The 21,767-nt window shown below is 70.4% G+C and carries 24 protein-coding genes and 2 tRNA genes; 14 read left to right on the top strand and 12 right to left on the bottom strand.

Annotation, left to right across the window (positions count from 1 at the left end; translation table 11 throughout):
* The first annotated feature begins 40 nt into the window (after positions 1–40).
* The 4 genes from ABFY20_RS13490 (at position 41) to ABFY20_RS13475 (ending at position 3,651) form a co-directional block, all read left to right on the top strand.
* A complete protein-coding gene (locus ABFY20_RS13490; RefSeq protein WP_368496747.1) occupies positions 41–682 on the top strand; it encodes an ECF transporter S component in 642 nt (213 codons plus the stop codon).
* A gap of 110 nt (positions 683–792) precedes the next feature.
* The gene (locus ABFY20_RS13485; protein WP_368499791.1) at positions 793–2,403 is read left to right on the top strand and encodes an ABC transporter ATP-binding protein; all 1,611 of its coding nucleotides are present in this window, start codon (positions 793–795) and stop codon (positions 2,401–2,403) included.
* On the top strand, positions 2,400–3,146 hold the full coding sequence (locus tag ABFY20_RS13480) for an energy-coupling factor transporter transmembrane protein EcfT (protein WP_368496746.1): 747 nt from the start codon (positions 2,400–2,402) through the stop codon (positions 3,144–3,146). The genes ABFY20_RS13485 and ABFY20_RS13480 overlap by 4 nt, the downstream gene beginning before the upstream one ends.
* 16 nt (positions 3,147–3,162) lie before the next feature.
* The gene (locus ABFY20_RS13475) at positions 3,163–3,651 is read left to right on the top strand and encodes an AAA family ATPase (protein WP_368496745.1); all 489 of its coding nucleotides are present in this window, start codon (positions 3,163–3,165) and stop codon (positions 3,649–3,651) included.
* A gap of 81 nt (positions 3,652–3,732) precedes the next feature.
* Here ABFY20_RS13475 and ABFY20_RS13470 read toward each other — a convergent pair whose 3' ends face one another.
* The 4 genes from ABFY20_RS13470 to orn form a co-directional block, all read right to left on the bottom strand.
* Positions 3,733–5,022 (bottom strand): D-alanyl-D-alanine carboxypeptidase family protein, encoded by a 1,290-nt coding sequence (locus tag ABFY20_RS13470; protein ID WP_368496744.1) that lies wholly within the window; start codon positions 5,020–5,022, stop codon positions 3,733–3,735.
* 83 nt (positions 5,023–5,105) lie between these two features.
* Positions 5,106–5,456: a metallopeptidase family protein gene (locus ABFY20_RS13465; protein ID WP_368496743.1), complete on the bottom strand. Its 351-nt coding sequence runs from the start codon at positions 5,454–5,456 to the stop codon at positions 5,106–5,108.
* A gap of 35 nt (positions 5,457–5,491) precedes the next feature.
* Positions 5,492–5,567, bottom strand: a tRNA-His gene (locus tag ABFY20_RS13460).
* Positions 5,568–5,631: 64 nt separating this feature from the next.
* On the bottom strand, positions 5,632–6,252 hold the full coding sequence (gene orn / locus ABFY20_RS13455) for an oligoribonuclease (protein WP_368496742.1): 621 nt from the start codon (positions 6,250–6,252) through the stop codon (positions 5,632–5,634).
* Positions 6,253–6,342: 90 nt separating this feature from the next.
* Here orn and ABFY20_RS13450 point away from each other — a divergent pair, with 90 nt between their 5' ends.
* From ABFY20_RS13450 to ABFY20_RS13440, 3 genes are all read left to right on the top strand, one after another.
* Positions 6,343–6,564, top strand: coding sequence for an SCO4848 family membrane protein (locus tag ABFY20_RS13450; protein ID WP_368496741.1), 222 nt, complete (start codon positions 6,343–6,345; stop codon positions 6,562–6,564).
* 63 nt (positions 6,565–6,627) lie between these two features.
* Positions 6,628–6,700, top strand: a tRNA-Arg gene (locus ABFY20_RS13445).
* 91 nt (positions 6,701–6,791) lie between these two features.
* Positions 6,792–7,247 carry a GNAT family N-acetyltransferase gene (locus ABFY20_RS13440; RefSeq protein WP_368496740.1) on the top strand — a complete coding sequence of 152 codons (456 nt, stop codon included), beginning with the start codon at positions 6,792–6,794 and terminating at the stop codon, positions 7,245–7,247.
* 59 nt (positions 7,248–7,306) lie between these two features.
* On the opposite strand, the gene ABFY20_RS13435 is transcribed toward ABFY20_RS13440, so the two are convergent.
* Positions 7,307–8,215, bottom strand: a complete 909-nt coding sequence (locus ABFY20_RS13435) for a hypothetical protein (RefSeq protein WP_368496739.1) — start codon at positions 8,213–8,215, stop codon at positions 7,307–7,309.
* 72 nt (positions 8,216–8,287) lie between these two features.
* Complete coding sequence (locus ABFY20_RS13430) at positions 8,288–8,521, bottom strand: hypothetical protein (protein WP_368496738.1); 234 nt, start codon at positions 8,519–8,521, stop codon at positions 8,288–8,290.
* Positions 8,522–8,581: 60 nt separating this feature from the next.
* Between ABFY20_RS13430 and msrA the strand changes: the two genes are divergently transcribed.
* The 5 genes from msrA (at position 8,582) to ABFY20_RS13405 (ending at position 12,793) form a co-directional block, all read left to right on the top strand.
* Positions 8,582–9,109 (top strand): peptide-methionine (S)-S-oxide reductase MsrA, encoded by a 528-nt coding sequence (msrA, locus tag ABFY20_RS13425; protein WP_368496737.1) that lies wholly within the window; start codon positions 8,582–8,584, stop codon positions 9,107–9,109.
* A gap of 118 nt (positions 9,110–9,227) precedes the next feature.
* Complete coding sequence (locus tag ABFY20_RS13420; protein ID WP_368496736.1) at positions 9,228–9,857, top strand: single-stranded DNA-binding protein; 630 nt, start codon at positions 9,228–9,230, stop codon at positions 9,855–9,857.
* A 194-nt stretch (positions 9,858–10,051) separates the two neighbouring features.
* Positions 10,052–10,594, top strand: coding sequence for a hypothetical protein (locus tag ABFY20_RS13415; RefSeq protein ID WP_368496735.1), 543 nt, complete (start codon positions 10,052–10,054; stop codon positions 10,592–10,594).
* A gap of 2 nt (positions 10,595–10,596) precedes the next feature.
* Entirely contained in the window at positions 10,597–12,279 is a 1,683-nt protein-coding gene (ettA, locus tag ABFY20_RS13410; protein WP_368496734.1) for an energy-dependent translational throttle protein EttA, read from the top strand.
* Positions 12,280–12,310: 31 nt separating this feature from the next.
* Positions 12,311–12,793, top strand: coding sequence for an acyl-CoA thioesterase (locus ABFY20_RS13405; protein ID WP_368496733.1), 483 nt, complete (start codon positions 12,311–12,313; stop codon positions 12,791–12,793).
* A 13-nt stretch (positions 12,794–12,806) separates the two neighbouring features.
* Here ABFY20_RS13405 and ABFY20_RS13400 read toward each other — a convergent pair whose 3' ends face one another.
* Positions 12,807–13,697 carry an acyl-CoA thioesterase gene (locus tag ABFY20_RS13400; protein ID WP_368496732.1) on the bottom strand — a complete coding sequence of 297 codons (891 nt, stop codon included), beginning with the start codon at positions 13,695–13,697 and terminating at the stop codon, positions 12,807–12,809.
* 73 nt (positions 13,698–13,770) lie between these two features.
* Between ABFY20_RS13400 and ABFY20_RS13395 the strand changes: the two genes are divergently transcribed.
* Complete coding sequence (locus ABFY20_RS13395) at positions 13,771–14,454, top strand: hypothetical protein (RefSeq protein WP_368496731.1); 684 nt, start codon at positions 13,771–13,773, stop codon at positions 14,452–14,454.
* A 40-nt stretch (positions 14,455–14,494) separates the two neighbouring features.
* On the opposite strand, the gene ABFY20_RS13390 is transcribed toward ABFY20_RS13395, so the two are convergent.
* From ABFY20_RS13390 to pepN, 4 genes are all read right to left on the bottom strand, one after another.
* Complete coding sequence (locus ABFY20_RS13390) at positions 14,495–16,156, bottom strand: FAD-binding dehydrogenase (protein ID WP_368496730.1); 1,662 nt, start codon at positions 16,154–16,156, stop codon at positions 14,495–14,497.
* 40 nt (positions 16,157–16,196) lie between these two features.
* Complete coding sequence (locus ABFY20_RS13385) at positions 16,197–16,610, bottom strand: globin (RefSeq protein WP_368496729.1); 414 nt, start codon at positions 16,608–16,610, stop codon at positions 16,197–16,199.
* Between the two features lie 46 nt (positions 16,611–16,656).
* Positions 16,657–17,697: a mechanosensitive ion channel family protein gene (locus tag ABFY20_RS13380; RefSeq protein WP_368496728.1), complete on the bottom strand. Its 1,041-nt coding sequence runs from the start codon at positions 17,695–17,697 to the stop codon at positions 16,657–16,659.
* 140 nt (positions 17,698–17,837) lie between these two features.
* Positions 17,838–20,384, bottom strand: coding sequence for an aminopeptidase N (gene pepN, locus ABFY20_RS13375; RefSeq protein WP_368496727.1), 2,547 nt, complete (start codon positions 20,382–20,384; stop codon positions 17,838–17,840).
* 93 nt (positions 20,385–20,477) lie between these two features.
* Between pepN and ABFY20_RS13370 the strand changes: the two genes are divergently transcribed.
* Positions 20,478–21,089, top strand: coding sequence for a DsbA family protein (locus ABFY20_RS13370; protein ID WP_368496726.1), 612 nt, complete (start codon positions 20,478–20,480; stop codon positions 21,087–21,089).
* Here ABFY20_RS13370 and ABFY20_RS13365 read toward each other — a convergent pair.
* Positions 21,086–21,766 (bottom strand): DUF4184 family protein, encoded by a 681-nt coding sequence (locus tag ABFY20_RS13365; protein ID WP_368496725.1) that lies wholly within the window; start codon positions 21,764–21,766, stop codon positions 21,086–21,088. The genes ABFY20_RS13370 and ABFY20_RS13365 overlap by 4 nt on opposite strands.
* Between the last annotated feature and the right edge of the window lies 1 nt (position 21,767).

Genomic DNA, 21,767 nt, shown 5'->3' with positions numbered 1-21,767 from the left:
CCAACCCGTGCCCCTTCCACCGAACGAAAGGGCACGACCAGTGCATTCCACCGTCAACACCAGCACCACCTCCGCCGCCGCGACCTCCGGCCGCCGCCGTCCGAACCTCCGCTGGCGGGTCGTCGACATCGTCGTGGCCAGCGTCGTCGGCGTCGCCGCCGGGCTCATCTTCTGGGCCTGGGGCATCGGCTACACACCGATCGCCACGCCGCTCGAAGCGCTGCTCCCGGGCGCCCAATCGCTCACCGGCGGCGTCTGGCTGTTCGCCGGGGTGCTCGGCGGGCTCATCATCCGCAAGCCGGGTGCCGCCATCTACACCGAGCTCGTTGCCGCCGCGGTGTCGGCGCTCGTCGGCACGCAGTGGGGCCCCCTCACCCTGGTGTCGGGCCTCGTGCAGGGGCTCGGCGCCGAGATCGTGTTCGCCGCCTTCCTCTACGCGAACTACCGTGTGTACGTGGCGGTGCTGGCCGGCGCCGGCGCCGGTCTCGCACTCGGCATCAACGACTCCATCCTCTGGTACCCGGGGCTCGGCAGCACCTTCTACGCCGTCTACATCACCTGCGCCGTCATCGGCGGCGCGATCGTCGCGGGCCTGCTGTCGTGGGTGATCGCGAGGGCGCTCGCCCGCACGGGGGCGCTCAACCGCTTCGCCGCCGGTCGCGAGGTGACGGCGCGGGCGTGAGCAGCGAGTCGCGCTCGGGCCGGGCGGGAGGGGTGGCGGGCGCCGCCGCGGGTGCTGCAGGCGGCACCCCGGCCCAGGGCGGGCCTCCCGCTTCCGTCGCTCCTGCTGGTCTGCGCGCCCGCTCGTGGGGCTGGCGGCACGCCGGCCGCGAGTCGTGGGCGCTGCGCGGAGTCGACCTCGCCATCGAGCCGGGTGAGCGGGTGCTGCTGCTCGGCGCCTCCGGCGCCGGCAAATCGACCCTCGTGCACGCCTTCGCGGGCGTTCTCGGCGGTGCCGACGAGGGCGAGGAGGAGGGCACCCTCGAGGTGGGCGGCACGGATGCGCGGCACGCCAGAGGGCGCGTCGGCCTGCTCCTGCAAGACCCCGACTCGCAACTCGTGCTGGCGCGGGTGGGCGACGACGTCGCCTTCGGGTGCGAGAACCTCGGCGTTCCGCGCGAGCGGATCTGGCCGCGGGTCGAGCGGGCGCTCGACTCGGTCGGGCTCGGAGAGCTCGCCCTCGACCACTCGACCTCCGCGCTCTCGGGAGGGCAGAAGCAACGGGTGGCGCTCGCCGGGGTGATGGCGATGCTGCCCGGAGTCGTGCTGCTCGACGAGCCGACCGCGAACCTCGACCCCGAGGGGGTCGTCGAGGTGCGCGACGTCGTGTCGCGGGTGGTCGGCGAGACCGGGGCCACCCTCGTGGTGATCGAGCACCGGGTCGACGTGTGGCTCGACGTCGTCGACCGGGTGGTCGTGCTCGAGCCGGGCGGGGGAGTTCTCGCCGACGGCACCCCCCATCAGGTGCTGCGGGAGCGCGGCGCGGAGCTCGCGCGGGACGGCGTGTGGGTGCCGGGCATCGACCCGCTCGCGGGGCGACGGGTGCGTCGCGGCGACGGCCACGGTGCCGCTGCGAGCTTGAGCATGGGCGCGGGCGCGGGTGCGGGTGCGGGCGCCGCGACGAGCGCGGAGTCGTTCGCCCCACCCGCAGCTGCGCCCGCAGGCGCCGAGCTGCTCACCACGCGCGACCTCACCGTCACGCGGGCGCCCGGCGCGCCCGTAGCCCGGGTCGGCGACACGGTCGTCACCACCGGGCGGGCCGTCGCGGTCACCGGGCGCAACGGGGCGGGCAAGTCGACGTTCGCACTCACCCTCTCGGGGCTCCTGCCGCCCGCGGGCGGCGAGGTGCTCGCCTCGGAGCGCCTCCGGGGTGTCGACGGCCGAGAGCGCGACCTCCACGAACGGGCAGCGACGAGCATCCGTTCCCTTCTCGGGCGACGCCGGCGCGCATCCGTTCCCGGCGTGCACCCGGGCGACTGGGGTTCGAAGCAGGTGCTGACCCGCATCGGAGTGGTGTTCCAAGACCCCGAGCACCAGTTCGTCACCGGGTCGGTGCGCGCCGAGCTCGAGGTCTCGCTGCGCGCGCTCGGCCTGCCCGACGCCGAGATCGCGGAGCGGGTCGCCGAGGTGGCGGGGCGTCTGCGACTCGACCGGCTGCTCGCCGCCAACCCCTACACGCTCTCGGGCGGCGAGAAGCGCCGACTCTCGGTGGCGTCGGCGCTCGTCGCGCGGCCCGCCGCGCTCGTGCTCGACGAGCCCACCTTCGGGCAGGACTCCCGCACCTGGGCCGAGCTCGTGCTGCTCCTCGGCGCGCAGCTCGACCGGGGCACCGCGCTCGTCGCCGTCACCCACGACCGCGCCTTCGTGGAGGCGCTCGCCGACCTCGAGGTGGTGATCGGATGAACGCCGTGAACCCGGTGGCGAAGCTCGCCGCCTCGTTGCTGCTCAGCGCGCTGCTCATCGTCACCATCGACTGGGTGTCGGCGGCGGTCGCGCTCGCCCTCGAGAGCATCCTCTTCGTCTGGGCAGGGCTCGCGCCGCGCGCCTTCTTCAGGCGTACCCTCGCGATCTGGATAGCCGCGCCGCTCGCGGGAGTGACCACACTGCTCTACGGGGTCGCCTCCGGCACGACGTACCTCGAGTTCTGGCTCGTGCACGTCACCGACGGGTCGATCGCGCTGGCTGTTGCGACCACCCTCCGCATTCTCGCCGTGGGGCTGCCCGCCGTGGTGCTCTTCGCCACCATCGACCCGACCGACCTCGCCGATGGGCTGGCTCAGGTCTGGCACCTGCCCAGCCGGTTCGTGCTCGGGGCACTCGCCGGCATGCGCCTCATCGGCTTGTTCCTCGACGACTGGCGACAGCTCGAACTCGCCCGCCGCGCCCGCGGGCTCGGCGACCTGGGGCGGGTGCGCCGCTTCGCGAGCCAGGCCTTCGCGCTGCTCGTGCTCTCCATCCGGCGCGGCAGCAAGCTGGCCACGGCGATGGAGGCGCGGGGCTTCGGCGGCACCACGACCCGCACCTGGGCGCGGGTGTCGGTGTTCGGAGCCCGGGAGTGGATGCTCGTCGCCGCCGGAGCCGGCATCGGAGCGGTGGCGCTCAGCGTGTCGTTAGCGACCGGCTCGATCAACTTCGTCATCGGATGATCGGGGGAACCTCAGCATGACCGTCATCCTCATCGACGGGCCGAGCGGCTCGGGCAAGACCGCGCTCGCGCAGCGGCTGCTCGCGGAGTGGGCCGGCGCCGACCGGCCCACACTCGTGCACCTCGACGACATCTACCCCGGTTGGGATGGTCTCGACGCCGCGAGCGCCCACGTCGCCGAACACCTGCTGAGGCCGCTGCGGGCGGGTCGACCCGCACGGTGGCAGCGCTGGGACTGGGCCGCCGACCGGCCGGCGGAGTGGGTCGACGTCGACCCCGCGCATCCGCTCGTCGTCGAAGGCTGCGGAGCGCTGAGCGCTGAGAATGCGGCGCTGGCCGACCTGCGCGTCTGGGTCGAGACCGACGACGACGAACGCAAGCGCCGGGCGCTCGCCCGAGACGGCGAGCTCTACGCCCGCGAGTGGGACAGGTGGGAGCGACAGTGGCGGCAGTTCGTAGCGCGGGAGAACCCGCGGGAGCGGGCGACGGTGGTCGTGCCGACCTGAGCGGCTCCGTGGTGAGCGGAGGGCTGTGCCCGCTCAGTCCTGTGCCGGCTCAGTCCTGGGCCCGCTCAGTCCTGTATCGGCTCAGTCCTGGGTGCGCGAGTCGATGAACGCCGTGATGACGGGCACCGGGTTGAGGAGGCGCCAGAGCGGGCCCGGGTCGCCGATGCGGCCGTCGAGCTCGAGACGCACCGTGACCGGGCCGTCGGGTGTCGTCACCGTGACGGTGCCCACCTCTTCGCCCTTCACGCCGGTGGAGAGCTGCTTCGCGTCGACCTGGTACTCGAGCGGTGTCGTCACCCACACCAGTTGCGACTCGGTCGAGGTGGCGACGCCGTGGGCGGTCTCGCCCCACGGGGTGGTGTAGGTGACGAAGCTCTGGCCCTCGCTCACCACGGGGGTGGGGGCGACGGTGCCCGCGGCAGAGGCGGCGAGGTCGGCGAGGTCGGCGTCGAGGGTGTCCCAATCGGGTTCTCGCAGGAACGCTCCGTAGATGAGGGCGGGTGGGGTGTCGGTGTCGGCCTGGGCGCCGGCCTCCGCAGCTCCGCCGCTCGGGTCGAGGGCGAAGAGGAAGCAGACCCCCGCCTCGTCGGTGTAGCTGCGCGAGATGCCGGTGTAGCCGAGCTCGGACTGGTAGGAGGCGCGGTTGTCGACCGAGCGTCCGCCCGGCAGCGACGCCGTGTCGAGCCTCATGATCTCCGCGATCGAGGCCTCCGAGAAGGCGAGGGCGCTCACCCGGGCGAGGTCGGATGCGGTGCCCACGTCGTCTTCGTCGAGGCCGTTGGTGTCGACGAGTGTGATGCCGTCGAGGCCTCGCGCCGCGAGCCAGGCGTCGGCGGCTTCGAGATAGGCGTCGACCGAGCCGAAGGCCCACTTCGCGAGCAGGTCGGCGTGGTTGTTGCTCGAGCCGAGCAGCATCGCCTCCATCACCTCGCGCTGCGACCACCACTCGCCGGCCGAGACCGGAACGGCGCGGGCGCTCTCGGCGACGAACCGGTTGTACTCCGAGACATCGGCCGGGGTGATCGGGATGTCGGGTCCGTCGCTCCCGGCGAGCAGGGGGCGCTCGCTCAGCACGACCAGGGCGGTGACGACCTTGGCGGTTCCGGCGATCGGCACCGCTTCGTCGAGGCCGCCGGTGGCGAGCACCGGGGTGGCGACGTCGGCGACGACGGCCGAGGCGCCGGTCTCGGGCATCGCGGGTGTGAACGCTCCGCTCGCCTCGTTCGGGGCCTCGGCGAGGGCGGCGGAGGCGGTGGGCAGGGGGCCGACGAGTGTCGCCGGACCGTAGACGCCGATTCCGAGGATGACGAAGACGCCCACGACGATGCCGACTGCGCGCAGGGCCTTCCAGGCCGCCGAGGAATCCGCCATGTCGTCAAGGCTAGGCGGTGGGGTGGGCGTCGCCCCCGAGCGACGCGGTGACTGAACGGTATCGGTGGGGTGGTGCGGTGCGGTCAGTCCCAGCCGAGTTCGTGCAGGCGGGCGTCGTCGATCCCGTAGTAGTGGGCGATCTCGTGCACGAGTGTGATGTGCACCTGGTCGCGCACCTCGTCGAGGTCGTCGCAGATGGCGAGGAGCGACTCGCGGTAGAGGGTGATGCGATCGGGCATCTCGCCGAAGCCGTACTGGCCGCGTTCGGTGACGGCGACGCCGTCGTAGAGGCCGAGCAGGTCGAGCGAGCCGTCTTCTGGCCTGTCGTCGACGACGAACACGACGTTCTCGAGGCCATCGAGCATGTCGTCGGGGAGGCGGTCGAGTTCGTCGGAGACGATCTCTTCGAACTCGTCGGGCGTCATCTCGACCATGGCGTCCTCCGGGGCGGTGGCCTCACGGCCACCCGTGGGGTGAATAACGGGACTCGAACCCGCGACATCCGGCACCACAAGCCAGCGCTCTACCAACTGAGCTATATCCACCATGTTCACCTCGTGACGTGAATCACGGGGCAACGAGAGAACAGTCTAATACATCGCCCGGCTATTACAAACGCGAGGCGAACTCCGACACCACGTCGGCCGAGACCGTCTTCAGCTCGGCCGAGCTCGGGCCGGGTTCGGCGATGAACACCGCCTTGCGGTAGTACTGCAGTTCGCGGATCGACTCGAGGATGTCGGCGAGGGCACGGTGCCCGCCCGCCTTCTCTGGGGCGTTGAAGTAGACCCGCGGGAACCAGCGGCGGGCGAGCTCCTTGATGGAGGAGACGTCGATGCTGCGGTAGTGCAGGTGGGAGTCGACGCGGGGCATGAACTTCGCGAGGAAGGCGCGGTCGGTGCCGATGGTGTTGCCGGCCAGGGGGGCCTGCTGGGCGCCGGGGACGAACTTCAGGATGTACTCGAGCACCTGGTACTCGGCGTCGGCGAGGGTCACGCCGTGGGGGATCTCCTCGGCGAGGCCGCTGGTCTCGTGCATCGTGGTGACGAAGTCGTTCATGTTCGCCAGCGCGGAGTCGTCGGGCTTGATGACGATGGCGAAGCCCGGGTCGACGAGGTTGAGGTCGAAGTCGGTCACGACGACCGCCACCTCCACCAGCTCGTCGACGTCGAGGTCGAGCCCCGTCATCTCGCAGTCGATCCACACCAGTCGGTCGGAAGGAGCACTCATGTTCACGAGTCTAGGCCGTGCCCCCGACGCCGGCCCGTCGCTGCGGCCGCAGCAGGGCGGCTGCGGTAGTCGCTGCCTAGACTGGCGGCGATGATCACGACACTCGCCATCCTTCTCTTCGTCAACGCCGGCTGGAACGCCCTCGTCTGGCCCCAGTTCTTCAAGCGCATCACCCGCGACCCGCGTTCCCGCGACGCTCAGGGCAAGCCCACCCGCTTCCTCGTCGTGCACGTCGTGCTCATCGCCGTCTCGCTCGTCATCGCCCTCGCCTCTCTCCTCGCCGGCATCGCCGCCCTCGCCGGCGCCTGGTAACGCGGGCCCGGCGGCAGCTCGAAATCGGATCATCGGCGGGTGGCGTAGTAGCCTTTTGGCGTCGCCTCCGTAGCTCAGTGGATAGAGCAGCAGCCTTCTAATCTGTCGGTCGCCGGTTCGAGTCCGGCCGGGGGCACCGATCACGTCCAGGGGGCGACATGCGATTCACTGCCGATCTCGGCCATGGCTACTCATTGGCCTTGCGCACTCGTGCCATGGTGCCTGCCATGCACCGGCTGACGGAGAAGAACATCGACCGGTTGCGGGAGTGGGAGCCGTGGGCACAGGGTGAGCAGAGCGAGCCCGGCCAGGCCGCCTTCACTCGAGTTCAGCTCGATCGGTTCGTTCGCGGCGAGGTGGTTCCCACGGTCATTCTCCGAGGCGGCGAGCCCATCGGCTCCGCGTCGCTCACACTCGACGAGTACCTGGCGAACGCAGAACTGGGTTACTGGATCGACCGGCACGAGGAGGGGCGAGGGATCGTCTCGCGAGCCTGCTCGGCCCTCATCGAGCACGCCGCCGAACTCGGCATTCGGAGAGTGGAGATCCGCACGGCGGAGCGCAACCGCCGCAGCTGCCGTGTCGCCGAGCGACTCGGCTTCGCTAGGGAGGGCTTGTTGCGCCAGGCGCTGCCGATCGGCGAGAGTCGGCTCGACGTCGCTCTCTACGGTCTTCTCGTCTGACTCTTCGACGGAGACGCCGGGTCGCACACCCGTGCGCCTCACACCGCGTTCCCGTGGCGTCAGTCGTGGGTGCCGCGTGGGGGGAAGGCGTTCACCGGGGGAGGGAGTTCGCCTGCGGCACGCGACTCGCCCGGGTCGGTGGTGAGTTCGAGGTCGCCGAGGGAGTTCGAGGGGGCGCGGCGGTCGACGCCGCGTGAGCCCGTGCCGGAGGCGACCTGTTGCACCGTCGGGCGTGGCTCGTGGGTGGGGGGGAGCGGGGCCGACGGGCGCATGTGCGAGGTGTCGACCGGAACGGCGACGGTGGGCGTGTCGATGCTTGAGGCCGAAGCGGCCTGCGCGCCGGAGCCGACCGGGGTGCCGGCGCCGGTCGGCGAGCCCTGCGGCGTGCCTGACTGCGGGTCGGCGTACTGGTTGTGGTGCTGCTGCGCCACCCAGGCGTCTTGCTGGGCCAGCAGTTCTCGCTCGGCCGAGTCGCCCTGGGCGGCCCACCGGTCGAGGTCGCTCTGGAAGACCTTGCGGGCCCGGCCGGGCCGCTGCTGCCAGTCGACGAGGCGATCGCGGAACTCGATGACGGCCGGCTCGATCTGGTAGCCGAAGGTCGCGGAGTTGCGCTTCATCTCGCCGAGAGCGTGCGCCGCCCAGTTGGCGGCGACGTCGGAGCCCTTGATGGGGAGCAGGCGCACCTGGATGTCGGCCTGCCCGGTGGCACGGTCGGCGAGGATCTGCTCCTGCGGGGTGAGGGAGTTCCACACCGACGCCTGCTCGGCGGCGTCGATGAGAGCGGCGATGGCCGAGACGCGCAGCTCGCGGTCGTGCTTGGCCAGGAGGCGCTTGACGGCCGAGTGCGCGACCCAGGCCGCGATGAGGCCCGCCACGATGATCGCGGCGGCAGGCAAGACGATGCTCGACACGACGTACTCGCCGTCGGCCGAGTACAACCAGCGAGCGAAACCATTCCACCATTCCATGAGCGGCACACTACCTCCGCATCTCGGGTCGGGAGATGCGACGGGCCGGTGTGGGAGGAACTGTGATCTGCGTCAACGCAGGCACTCCAGCGCCTCCTCCGCCGACCCGAATTCGCCGATCGGTACGACCACGAGCGAGGGGAGCAGCCGCTTCGCCGTGAAGCGCCGCACGGTGGGTTCGCCGTGCCCGCCCTCGTTCAGCTCGACGTAGCCGAGCACATGGCCGGATGCAGCGGTCACCCTCCAGTACCCCTCTCGGACGCGGCGGAGGGCGGGGCGACCGGTCGTGGTGCTGGAGGCGTTCATGAGGGCAGGCTACGGCGCACCACCGACATCGGGTCGCGCCCTGGGCCGTAGAATCCGACCATGCACACTTTCGTTCTCGCAGGAGGCTGCTTCTGGTGCCTCGACGCCGTCTACCGCACCCTTGAGGGAGTGAGCGAGGTGGTCTCCGGCTACACCGGCGGCGGCGTGCCGAACCCCACCTACGAGCAGGTCTGCACCGGAACCACCGGTCAGGCGGAGGCCGTCGCCGTCACCTTCGACCCCGCCGTCATCCCCGACGACGTCATCCTCGACGTCTTCTTCACCCTCCACGACCCGCGCCAGCTCAACCGCCAGGGCAACGACATCGGCACGCAGTACCGTTCGGCCATGTTCTACGACGGCGAGGAGCAGAAGGCGCTGTTCGAACAGGCCCTGAAGCGTGCCGACGATCTCTGGGACGGCGGCATCGTCACCACCCTCGAGCCGCTCGGCGAGTTCTACCGCGCCGAGGAGTACCACCAGGACTTCTTCGCCAAGAACCCCGGTCAGGGCTACTGCATGGCGGTCGCGCTGCCCAAGGTGAACAAGGTGCGCAAGGCCTACGCCAAGTACATCAAGGCGGCCTGACTCCTCCACAACCCTAGACGCCCGCGACCTCGTCCACAGATCGAGGTCGCGGGCGTTCTGCGTCTCCGGTGATCTCGAGACTCGATGCATTCGTCAACCGAACTGCAAGGAGCATCCGATGCCCGACCTCATCACCGTCACCGGAGTCGTCGCGACCCCGCCCCGTCACGTCACCACGAACTCCGGTCTCGAGATCACGAGTTTCCGCCTGGCCTCCACACAGCGCCGCTACGACCGCGAGCAGAACAAGTGGGTCGACGGCGAGACCAACTGGTACTCGGTGTCGGGCTTCCGGCACCTCGCCCTGAATCTCGTCGGCTCGGTGCAGGTCGGGCAGCCGCTCGTCATCTCGGGTCGCCTTCGCGTGCGCACGTGGGACAACGGGGAGCGCACCGGCACGAGCGTCGACATCGAGGCCGAGGCGGTCGGGCACGACCTGGCGCGCGGCACCGCGGTGTTCACCCGGGTGCTCGCGAACCCCGGGCCTCCCGCGTCGCCCGTGGTGACGGATGCTGTGGCCGGTTCGGTCGAGACCGCCTCGCCGGCCGCCGGCCCGGGTGGCGACGTCGATGCCGCCGGGTGGGCGGCACCGGGTCTCGGCGGCTCGCTCTCGGGTGGCTCGGGCCTCGGTCTCGGCGAGAGCGACGGCCACCCCGATGCGGAGGCGGAGCACGAGGGCGCCGACAGCCCCGCCGAACTCTTCGACCCGTCCGACAAGCCCGACGACGCGGCCCTTCTGCCGTTCTGAGCGGCGCGGGCCGACGTTCCGATCCTCGATGGCCGGCCGACGCCCAGTGCGCTGAAGCCGACAGCAGGGCTCGAGCACGGCGCGCTGGCCGTACTCCCAGGTGGCTGCCGTCGCGGTGCGCATAAACTCGGTGAGGCTTCAGACCCTGGCGCGACGACCGCGCCGATGCGGCGATCGAGAGGACACTGCCCACGATGCGGACCACAGCGGAAGCGGTCATCACCCCGTCGCGAGGTGGCCGCGGCCGCGCAGCCGGCGCGAGGCGCTCCGGTGTCGTCCTGCTCACGGCTCTCCTCGCCGCGGGTCTCGCTGGTTGCGTCGGCGGTGGGGGAGACGACGTCGAACAGACCGCGGGTGCGCCGGCCCCCTCGGGCTCTGCGCCCGCCACCTCGGCGCCGTCCACCGAGGCGGCCGTGCTCGTTCCCGGGGGCTCGGCAGCCGACAACCAGCCCTTCTTCGACCAGGTCAACCGCGCTCTGATCGCGTCCAATCCCGACGCGGGGGGAGTCGAGATCACGAGCAATCTCCGCGACAACGGTTTCGATATCGCCGCCATGCAGGTGACCGTCGACACCACCACCGTGGGGGTCGAGGCCGACTCCGTGCAGTTCTCCGTCAAGTGGGGCGACGACTGCCTCATCGGGCAGTACGGTCGCGGCGAATACGCCAGCATGGTCGCACCCGCCCTCGGCACCGGTGCGTGTCTGATCGGTCAGACCCGGCCCATAGACTGGTAGGCATGGCCGAATACATCTATTCCATGGTGCGCGCCCGCAAGGCTGTGGGCGACAAGCTGATCCTCGACGATGTCACCATGGCGTTCCTCCCGGGCGCCAAGATCGGTGTGGTCGGCCCGAACGGTGCCGGTAAGTCGACGATCCTCAAGATCATGGCCGGCCTCGACACCCCGTCGAACGGCGAGGCGAAGCTCACCCCCGGCTTCACCGTCGGCATCCTCATGCAGGAGCCCGAGCTCGACGAGAACAAGACGGTGCTCGAGAACGTTCAGGAGGGCGTCGGCCCGATCAAGGCCAAGCTCGACCGCTTCAACGAGATCAGCGCCGAGATGGCCGAGCCCGACGCCGATTTCGACACCCTGCTCGCCGAGATGGGCACCCTGCAGGAGGAGATCGACGCCGCCGACGCGTGGGACCTCGACTCTCAGCTCGAGCAGGCCATGGACGCCCTGCGCACCCCTCCGGGCGACTACGAGGTGAAGAATCTCTCGGGTGGTGAGAAGCGCCGCGTCGCTCTCTGCAAGCTGCTGCTGCAGAAGCCCGACCTGCTGCTGCTCGACGAGCCCACCAACCACCTCGACGCCGAGAGCGTGCTCTGGCTCGAGCAGCACCTCTCGCAGTACCACGGCGCCGTGCTCGCCGTCACCCACGACCGGTACTTCCTCGACCACGTCGCCGAGTGGATCGCCGAGGTCGACCGCGGCCGTCTCTACCCCTACGAGGGCAACTACTCCACCTACCTCGAGAAGAAGCGCGAGCGCCTCGAGGTGCAGGGCAAGAAGGACGCCAAGCTCGCCAAGCGCCTCTCCGAAGAGCTCGACTGGGTGCGCAGCAACGCCAAGGGCCGCCAGGCCAAGTCGAAGGCCCGTCTCGCCCGGTACGAGGAGATGGTGAGCGAGGCCGAGCGCACCCGCAAGCTCGACTTCGAGGAGATCCAGATCCCGGTCGGCCCGCGCCTGGGTGCGCAGGTCATCGAGGCCAAGAACCTCAAGAAGGGCTTCGGCGAGCGCGTGCTCATCGACGGCCTGTCGTTCACTCTTCCGCGCAACGGCATCGTCGGTGTCATCGGCCCGAACGGTGTCGGCAAGTCGACGCTGTTCAAGACCATCGTCGGCTTCGAGCCGCTCGACGGGGGCGACCTCAAGATCGGCGAGACGGTCGACATCTCCTATGTCGACCAGTCGCGCGGCGGCATCGACCCGAACAAGACCCTGTTCGAGGTGGTCTCCGACGGGCTCGACTACATCCAGGTCGGCAAGACCGAGGTTCCGGCCCGCGCCTACGTCTCGACTTTCGGCTTCAAGGGCCCCGACCAGCAGAAGAAGGCCGGCGTGCTCTCGGGCGGTGAGCGCAACCGCCTGAACCTCGCGCTCACCCTCAAGCAGGGCGGTAACCTGCTGCTGCTCGACGAGCCCACCAACGACCTCGACGTCGAGACCCTCGGCAGCCTGGAGAACGCGCTGCTCGAGTTCCCCGGCTGCGCCGTGGTCATCACCCACGACCGGTGGTTCCTCGACCGCATCGCCACGCACATCCTCGCCTACGAGGGAACCGAGGAGAACCCGTCGAACTGGTACTGGTTCGAGGGCAACTTCGAGGCCTACGAGGAGAACAAGATCGAGCGCCTCGGGCCCGACGCCGCGAAGCCCAACCGCTCGGCCTACCGCAAGCTCACACGCGACTAGTCGCGGCGAGAACGAGTAGGGAGCGCCGCCGATGCGTCTGCACGTGCCGATCCAGCTGCGCTGGTCGGACCTCGACGCCTACGGGCACGTCAACAACGCCTCGATGCTGAAGATCCTCGAGGAGGCGCGCGTGTTCGCCTTCTGGGTCGACGGCGACCTCACCTCGCCCGATCAGGCGGCCTGGTCGACGGCGGTGATCGACGCCGGCCCCGAGGCCGACACGAAGAGCGTCATCTCGCGCCAGGAGATCGAGTACGTGCGCTCGATGCCCTACATCCGGCAGCCGATCGACGTCGAGCTGTGGATCGGGCACCTGGGAGGGGCCAGCCTCGACGTGTACTACGAGGTGAAGACGCCGCAGGGGGTCGAGCCGCGGCTCACCTTCGTGAAGGCGTCGACCACTCTGGTGCTCGTCGACGCTGCGACCGATCGGCCGCGCCGCATCGACGCGCGTGAGCGCGAGGCCTGGGAGCCCTACCTCGAAGACCCGCTCACCTTCCGCCGCCGCGCCTGACGAGCCGCGCGGCTCAGCCCTGCGGCGCGCCCGGCGCCGGCCTGCCGGCCCGCACCATCCCCTCCTGCGCCACCGAGGCGATGAGCCGCCCGTCGCGGTCGTAGATCTCGCCGAGCGACAGCCCCCGCCCGCCGCTCGCGCTGGGCGAGCGCTGCGTGTAGAGCAGCCACTCGTCGGCGCGGGCGAAGCGGTGCCACCACATCGCGTGGTCGAGGCTCGCCATCTTGAGGTCGGGTCGCGCCCACGACATGCCGTGGCGACGCATCACCGGCTCGAGGATGGTGTAGTCGCTCGCGTAGGCGAGCGCCGCCCGGTGGATGTTCGGGTCGTCAGGGAGACGCCCGAGCGCCTTGATCCACACGGCCTGGTGCGCCACCCGGTCGCCGTCGACGGTGAAGTAGATGGGCGACGGCACGTGCCGCATGTCGAAGGCGCGCTCCTCGGCCCATGCCCGGGCGATCGGGTGGTCGACGACGGCGAGCGACTCCACGGCGCTCGGCAGGCTCTCCGGGTCGGCGATGTCGCCCGGCATCTCCACCTGGTGCTCGAAGCCTTCGTCCTCGATCTGGAACGACAGGATGACCGAGAGGATGGGCACGCCGTTCTGGTAGGCCTGCGTGCGCCTGGTCGAGAACGAGCGACCGTCGTGAAGCCGATCGACGGCGAAGGTGACGGCTGCGGTCGCATCACCCGGCCGCAGGAAGTACCCGTGCAGAGAGTGCACCACCCGCGCGGGGTCGACGGTGCGGATCGCCGCCACGAGCGCCTGCGCCAGGACCTGACCGCCGAACACCCTTCCGTTCGGCATCCATTGCGACGGGCCCGTGAAGATGTCCTCCGTGGTGCGCGCACCGGTGTCGACCAGGTCGAGGGTGGTGAGGAATCCGGCGAGGGGATCGGGCATGGTGCCTCCGGTCGGCGACGCGGGCGGGATGGGCGCCCGGAGCGGGTGCTGTGAAGTAGTTTAGACAGCAGCAATGGTCAATTCGCTCAGCCTCATCGACGCCGCCTCCCTCGGTGACCTCAAGGTCTACCTCGGGCGCGCGGCGCGTGTCGACGGTGGAGCTGCGGTGCGTCTCATCGGCGGAATGGGGGTGCTCGCGGCCTACACCGCGTCGCTCACCCCGAAGGGCCTGCTCGACAGCACCCCCACCGTGCTCGGCCTCCGCACCTTCGCCCTGTCGCATCCGGAGCCGTTCGACGTCGTGGTCGCCATCAGGCCCCTGCTCGACCGCCTGGCGCAGGCCTCGGTGATGAGCAACGCCTCCGAGGGCAACGTCGAGGTGCCGCTGCCGCCCGTCGAAGGCGGCGTGGCCTGGGCCGGGGTGAGCCCGCCGCGCGGCGGCTGGGTGGCGACGGGCCGCATCGACCCGCGCGTGCTCGAAGACGCCGCCCGCGAGGGCATCGCCGAGGTCGCTGCGGGGGTTCCCGCCGACCCGGGTGAGCACCTCGTGCACCGGGTGCGCTCCGAGGTGTGGGGCCGCGACCTGCCCGTGAGCGTGGGGGAGACGGATGACCCGACCCTGCGCATCCCGGCCGGCGCCGCCTTCTGTGCCGTCAGCCTCGGCTTCGTGAAGCTCGACGACCCCGTCTCGGTGTTCGTCTCAGGCGGCTGGTCGCGCCTGTCGATGAAGCGCGGTCACGTGCTCGTGCGCCGCTGAGCCCTTGCCGCCGCCGTGCCCGAGGGCGCGATGCGCGCCCTCATCCCACCCGCGCCGCGGCCCGCCCCGCAGCGCGCCCCGAGAACAGGCACCCCCCGAGGAACGTGCCCTCGAGCGCACGGTACCCGTGCATCCCGCCACCGCCGAACCCGCTCGCCTCCCCGGCTGCGTACAGCCCGGGCACGGCTTCTCCGCCGGCGTCGAGCGCCCGCCCGTCGAGGTCGGTCTGGATGCCCCCGAGCGTCTTGCGCGTGAGCACGTGCAGCTTCACGGCGATGAGCGGCCCGGCGTTCCGGTCGAGCAGGCGGTGCGGCTTGGCGACCCTGATCAACCGGTCGCCGAGGTAGCCCCGCGCTCCGCGGATCGCCGTCACCTGGGCGTCTTTGCTGAAGCGGTTGGCGAGCTCCCGGTCGCGCGCGTACACCTCGCGCCGCACCCGCTCCACGTCGAGCGGCCCGCCCGCTCCGCCCGGCTGCAACCCGACCATCCCGTGCAGCAGCTCCGGCAGGCTCGACGCCACCACGAAGTCGGCCCCGCGCTCCTTGAACGCCTCGACCGGCCCCGGCGCACCCGGCCTCACCCGCTGCGCCAGGAGCTTGAGGTCTTTGCCCGTGAGATCGGGGTTCTGCTCGCTGCCCGACAGCGCGAACTCCTTCTCGATGATCGACTGGGTGAGCACGAACCAGCTGTGGTCGTGCCCCGTCGTCAGGATGTGCTCGAGCGTCGCGAGCGTGTCGAACCCCGGGAACAGCGGTGTCGGCAGCCGGCGCCCGGTGGCGTCGAGCCACAGCGACGAGGGACCGGGGAGGATGCGGATGCCGTGGTCGGCCCACACCGGCGAATGGTTCGCGATGCCCTCGGTGTAGTGCCAGTGCCGGTCGGTGTTCACCAGGCGTGCGCCGGCGCGCTCGGTGATGCCGAGCATCCTGCCGTCGACGTGGGCCGGCACGCCCGAGAGCATCGAGCCGGGCGCACGGCCGAGCCGCTCCGGCCAGAGCTTTCGCACCAATTCGTGATTGCCGCCGATGCCCCCGCTCGCCACGATCACGGCCTCCGCGCGCACCTCGAACGACCCCACGGCCTCGCGCGAGCTCGCCTCGCCCCGCGCCGCGGTGCTCGGCGCCAGCACGGCACCGGCCGCCCCCACCACAGTGCCGTCCTGCACGACCAGCTCGTCGACCCGGTGACGGTGCAGGATGCTCGCGCGACCCGCGCTCAGACCCTCGCGGAAGCGGCGCACGAACGGCTCCACCACGCCGGGGCCCGTGCCCCAGGTGATGTGGAAGCGGGGAACGGAGTTGCCGTGCCCGGTGGCGAGCCCGCCGCCGCGCTCGGCCCAGCCCACGACGGGGAAGAAGCGCACCCCCTTCGACCTCAACCACGACCGCTTCTCGCCGGCCGCGAACTCGAGGTAGGCCTCGGCCCACCGGGAACCCCAGTCGTCTTCGGGCCGGTCGAAGCCTGCGCTGCCGAGCCAGTCCTGGCGGGCGAGGTCGAGGGAGTCGCGCACGCGCATGCGCCTCTGTTCGGGGCTGTCGACGAGGAAGATGCCGCCGAACGACCACCAGGCCTGGCCGCCGAGCGAGGCCGCGGGCTCCTGCTCGAGCACGGTCACGCGCTTGCCGGCGTCGAGCACCTCGCAGGCGGCGACGAGCCCGGCGAGGCCCGCGCCCACCACGACGACGTCGGTCGATGAGGGCATGGCGACTCCTTCGTCAGAGGGACGGCGAGGCCGGCCCGCCTCACTCGTCGAAGGTATTCACCATGGCATGTGCGGCGCGCTCGAGGTAACCCCAGAGCAGATCTCTGTCGGCGGGCGACAACTCGATCGAGTCGACCGCCACCCTCATGTGTGCGAGCCAGCGATCGCGCGCGTCGGGGTTGACCTTGAACGGGTTGTGGCGCATCCGCAGCCGTGGGTGTCCGCGCTGCTCGCTGTAGGTTCCCGGGCCGCCCCAGTACTGCTCGAGGAACAGGGTGAGTCGCTCGACGGCGCCGTCCCAGTCGTCGGCCGGGTACATCGGCTTCAGCACCGGGTCGGTGGCGACGCCCTCGTAGAACGTCGACACGAGCGCCACGAAGGTGGGGTGGCCGCCGACCTGCTCGTAGAACGTGCGCTCGGGCTGCTCGGGCCTCTTGGGGGTGAGCTCGATCATGGGTTCCTCGGTGTTCAGGCGATGCGCGCGAGCGCGGGTCGTTCCGTCAGTCGGTGGGGTCGTCGCCGGCCTTCGAGCCGCGGGGTTTGCGGAGGCCGCGGGGCGGGGGTGGGTCGGCGGCCGCATCCGTCGCCGTCGCGATGGGCTTCGTGCGGGGAGGCCGGGCACCCCGCACGCTCGCGGCACCCTCGAAGCCCGAGAGCACCACGGAGTTCAGCGAGGGCAGCGTCACGTCGATGGCGTCGAGCGCGCGCTTCAGCCTGATTCGCAGCTCGCGCGCCACGTCGTCCTTGGCCGAGGTGCGCGTCTTCACCACGAGGCGGATGACGAGGGCCTCGGCCGAGATCGACTCCAGGCCCCAGATCTCGGGCCGCTCGATGATGCGCGAACGCCACTTGGGCTCGTCGGCCATCTCGACTGCGGTGGCGAGCATCCGTTCCTGCACCTGCTCGAGGTCGGCGTCGTAGGGGATGGCGAGGTCGATGATGGCCCTCGACCAGCCCTGCGACATGTTGCCGACGCGCAGGATCTCGCCGTTGCGCACGAACCACAGCGTGCCGTTCACGTCGCGCACCTGGGTGACCCTGATGCCGACCGCCTCCACCACGCCCGTCGCCGGGCCCAGGTCGACGACATCGCCCACACCGAGCTGGTCTTCGAACACCATGAACAGGCCGTTCAGCACGTCCTTGACGATGTTCTGGGCGCCGAAGCCGAGGCCGGCACCGAGGGCTGCGGTGAGCAGCGCGAGAGAACCGATGATGGTGGGGTCGATCGTCGTGATGACGAGGATGATCGCCACGATCACCACGGTGACGTTGATGACGTTCGTCAGAACCGTACCGATGGTGCGGGTGCGCTGCACGATGCGCACGGCGGCCAGCGGAGATGCCACGAGCGCCTGCGTGTCGGTGACGTTCTGTTTCTTCTTGACCCCGGTGACCACCTGATCGACGAGCCGCTTGACCGCGTAGAGCAGGATGGCGCGCGCGATGATCGAGATGACGACGATGAGCACAATGCTGATGGGAATCTCCCAACTCGTGTAGAACGAGTTGACGGCTCCCCAGAAGGTGTCCCAATTCATATGCCCCCGAGCTTACGCTCGCCCGCCTTGGCACCAGGTGTGTGAAGGTCTGCGCGAACGGTATGGGAATCGTGGCACCGAGCCCCCTCCGGGCTCGGCAGCACGATTCTCATACCGTTCGGCGCGTACCCCTCTACGCCTCAGCGCTTGTCGCGTGCCTGCGCGGCCAGCGCCCGGTCGACACCGGCGAGGTTCTCGATCACGATGCGGCGGAGCGCGGGCGGCTCCGGGTTCGCGTCGAGCCAGGCGGCGGTCGCGTCGCGCAGCTCCTGGTTCGCGAGGGCTGCAGGGTAGAGCCCGTTGATCACCGACGACGCGATGGCGTAGCTGCGGGTCTCCCACAGAGTCTGCAGCGACTCGAAGTAGCGGTTGACGAGCGGCTCGAACAGTGTCGGGTCGCTGGCGCGCTGGAAGCCGAGACCGGTGGCGCGCACGATCGCGTTCGGAGCGGTGTCGACCGCCACCAGCGAGTCGAACGCCGCGGTCTTGCCCTCGAGCGTGGGGACGGCCGCGCGCGCGTGGGCGGCCGACTGCGCTCCCGACGCCGTGTTGTCGGCCTCGAGGGTCGCGGCGATCTCGGCCTCGCCCGCCTTGCCGCCCGCGACCAGCGCGATGAGCAGCTCCCAGGTGAGGTCGGTGTCGATCTCGAGACCCTCGAGCTCGACCGTGCCGTTCGCGAGGTGCCCGACGTTCTCGAGCTGCTCCTCCGTGGTGGCGAGGGCGGCGAAGAACTTCACGAACTGGAACTGCGCGTCGGAGCCGGGGGCGGCGTCGAGTGCGAGCTTCCACAGCGCGGTCGCGGCCTCCGCGATGGTCTCGTCGCGCGCATCCGGTGCGACGTAGCTCGAGGCGGTGAGCACGAGCTGTCCGAGCACGGTGCGGATGGTCGTCGACTCGGTCTCGGTGGCGATGTTGCCGAGCACCAGGCGCACGAAGTCGCGGGCCGGGGTCTCGGCGTCGCGGGTCGAGTCCCAGGCGGAACCCCACACCAGCGAGCGCGCGAGGGGCGACTCGATGGAGGCGAGGTGGTCGATGGCGGTGTCGAGCGAGTAGCCGTCGAGGCGGATCTTCGCGTACGCGAGGTCGTCGTCGTTCAGCAGCACGAGGGCGGGGCGGGCCCGGCCCTTCAGCTCGGGCACCTCGGTGCGCTCACCGTCGACGTCGAGCTCCACTCGGTAGGTGCGCACGAGCTTGCCGTCCTCGACGTCGTAGAAGCCGATGGCGAGGCGGTGCGGGCGGATGGTCGGCCACTCCAGCGGCGCCTCCTGCAGCACAGCGAAGGAGGTGATCTCGTCGTTCTCGTCGTACTCGATGGCCGGCCGCAGCGTGTTCACGCCCGCGGTCTCGAGCCACAGCTGCGACCACTCGGTGAGGTCGCGGCCGCTCGTGGCCTCGAGCTCGACGAGCAGGTCGGTGAGCTCGGTGTTGGCGAACTGGTGCTTGTTCACGTAGGCGGCGACGCCCTTCATGAACTCCTCCTGGCCCACCCAGGCCACCAGCTGCTTCAGCACCGAGGCGCCCTTGGCGTAGGTGATGCCGTCGAAGTTCACCTGCACGTCTTCGAGGTCGTTGATGGGGGCGACGATGGGATGCGTCGACGGCAGCTGGTCCTGCCGGTAGGCCCAGCTCTTCTCCATAGCGGCGAAGGTCGTCCACGCCTCCTTCCATTCCGTCGCCTCGGCGGCGGCGAGGGTCGACATGTACTCGGCGAACGACTCGTTCAGCCACAGGTCGTTCCACCAGCGCATGGTGACGAGGTCGCCGAACCACATGTGGGCGAGCTCGTGGAGGATGGTGATGACGCGGCGCTCGCGCACCGCCTCCGTCACCTTCGAGCGGAACACGTAGGTCTCGGTGAAGGTCACCGCACCCGCGTTCTCCATGGCGCCCGCGTTGAACTCGGGAACGAAGAGCTGGTCGTACTTCGCGAAGGGATACGGGAAGTCGTACTGCTTCTCGTAGAACTCGAAACCCTCGCGGGTCTTGTCGAAGATGTAGTCGGCGTCCATGTACTGCGAGAGGGAGGCGCGGCTGAACACTCCGAGCGGGATGACGCGGCCGTCGGCGCTCGTGAGCTCGCTGCGCTCGACCACGTAGGGGCCGGCGACCAGGGCGGTGATGTAGGAGGAGATGCGGGGGGTCGGTTCGAAGGCCCAGGTCTTGCTCTGGCCTGCCACCGCATCCACCGGCTCGGGGGTAGGGGAGTTCGACACGACCTCCCAGTAGTCGGGGGCGGTGATGGTGAAGGCGAAGGTGGCCTTGAGGTCGGGCTGTTCGAACACGGCGAACATGCGGCGCGAGTCGGGCACCTCGAACTGGGAGTAGAGGTAGACCTCGTCGTCGACCGGGTCGACGAAGCGGTGCAGGCCCTCTCCGGTGTTGGTGTAGATCATGTCGGCGTCGACCACCAGCTCGTTCTCCGCCGCCAGCTCGGGCAGCTGGATGCGCACGCCGTCGCTCACCACGGCCGGGTCGAGCGACTCGCCGTTCAAGGTGACCGAGTGCACGGTGCGGGTGATGGCGTCGACGAAGGTCGACGCTCCCGGCGTGGCCGTGAAACGGATGGTGGTGGTGCTGCGGAACGTCTCGGGACCTGTCGTGAGGTCGAGGACGACGTCGTAGCTCGAGGTGTCGACGATGGCGGCACGCTCGCGGGCTTCTGCGCGGGTGAGGTTTTCTCCAGGCACGTTGCTCTCCTATTCGATTGCGCCTTCAGCCTAGTCAGATGCGCCCTGGCAGACAGTGGCGGGAGTGCCTTCGGCGAGTGGTTGGATGGGGTCATGACTACCGAGAAGACCGCCGTCGATTTCTGGTTCGACCCCTCCTGCCCCTGGGCCTGGATGACCTCCCGCTGGGTCGACGAGGTCGCCGCCCACCGCGACCTCGACGTGACCTGGCACATCATGAGCCTCGCCGTGCTGAACGAAGACCGCGACGACATCCCCGAGTCGTACAAGGCCTTCTTCCCGCGCGCCCTCCGCTACACGCGCCTCGTCGCCGCCGCAGCCGAGCTGCACGGGCAGGAGGTCGTGAAGCCGCTCTACGACGCGCTCGGCACGCGCATCCATCCCGGCGGCTCGCTCGACCCCGACGAGGTCATCCCCGCAGCGCTCGCCGAGGTGGGGCTGCCGGCCTCGCTCGCCGCCTACTCCGAGAGCGACGAGTACGACGAACAGATGCGCGCCTCGCATTTCGACGGCATCGAGCGGGTCGGCCAAGACGTCGGCACCCCCGTCATCGCCGTCAACGGCACCGCCTTCTTCGGCCCCGTCATCAGCCCCGCCCCCACCGGCGAGATGGCGCTGACGCTCTGGGACGGTATCGTCGCCGCCGCCTCCTACGACGGCTTCTTCGAACTCAAGCGCTCCCGCACCCGCGACCCCCAGTTCTAGAGCACGATGCGGGCGGTCGCCACCAGCACGATCGCGAGGAGTGCCGCGGTGGTCGTCCAGAAGGCCACCACGACGAGCGGATGCGGACGGCCCGAGCGGGGGCCGGCGTCTCCGCTCGGCGTGCGCGGGCGGCGGAGGAACCACCACAGCGCGTAGCCGACGAGCCCGGCCAGGCCGAGCGCCGAGCTCGCGTACTGCAGCCACGCCGCCAGGGGCAGACCGGCGACGGGGGCGTCGAGCAGGGGCAGGGCGGCGCCGAGGCGGCCGGTGTGGGTGAAGGCGTCCCAGACGATGTGGGTGAGGATGCCGATCAGAGTGGCGAGCACGGCGGCCCCGACGGTCGCCGCGCGCGGGTGACCGCGGTCGCTCCAGAGGGTGCGGGCGCCGTCGGCCGGGGTGCCGCGCCAGGCGACCGGGAGGCGCTCGCCGACGGGGAGCGGAAGCACGCCCGGGAGGATCGGGCGCGCCAGGATGCGCCAGAGCGCGAAGAGCGCCAGCCCCACCGGCAGGTCGACCAGCAGGAGCCCCGGCCACCCGTGCGTGACTCCGTAGCCGTGGCCGGCGCTCACGAACAGCGGGAGGTCGGGGGTCATCGCCCCGATCGCCACCGCGCCCGCCGGGAGGGGCGTGCGCACGAACGGCAGCGCCACGACGGCATGACTGATCGTGAACGGCACC

Source organism: Herbiconiux sp. A18JL235, from assembly GCF_040939305.1.
Classification (GTDB): Bacteria; Actinomycetota; Actinomycetes; order Actinomycetales; family Microbacteriaceae; genus Herbiconiux.
Note: the sequence above shows the minus strand (reverse complement) of the source record. Positions and strands in the feature narration are given on the sequence as shown.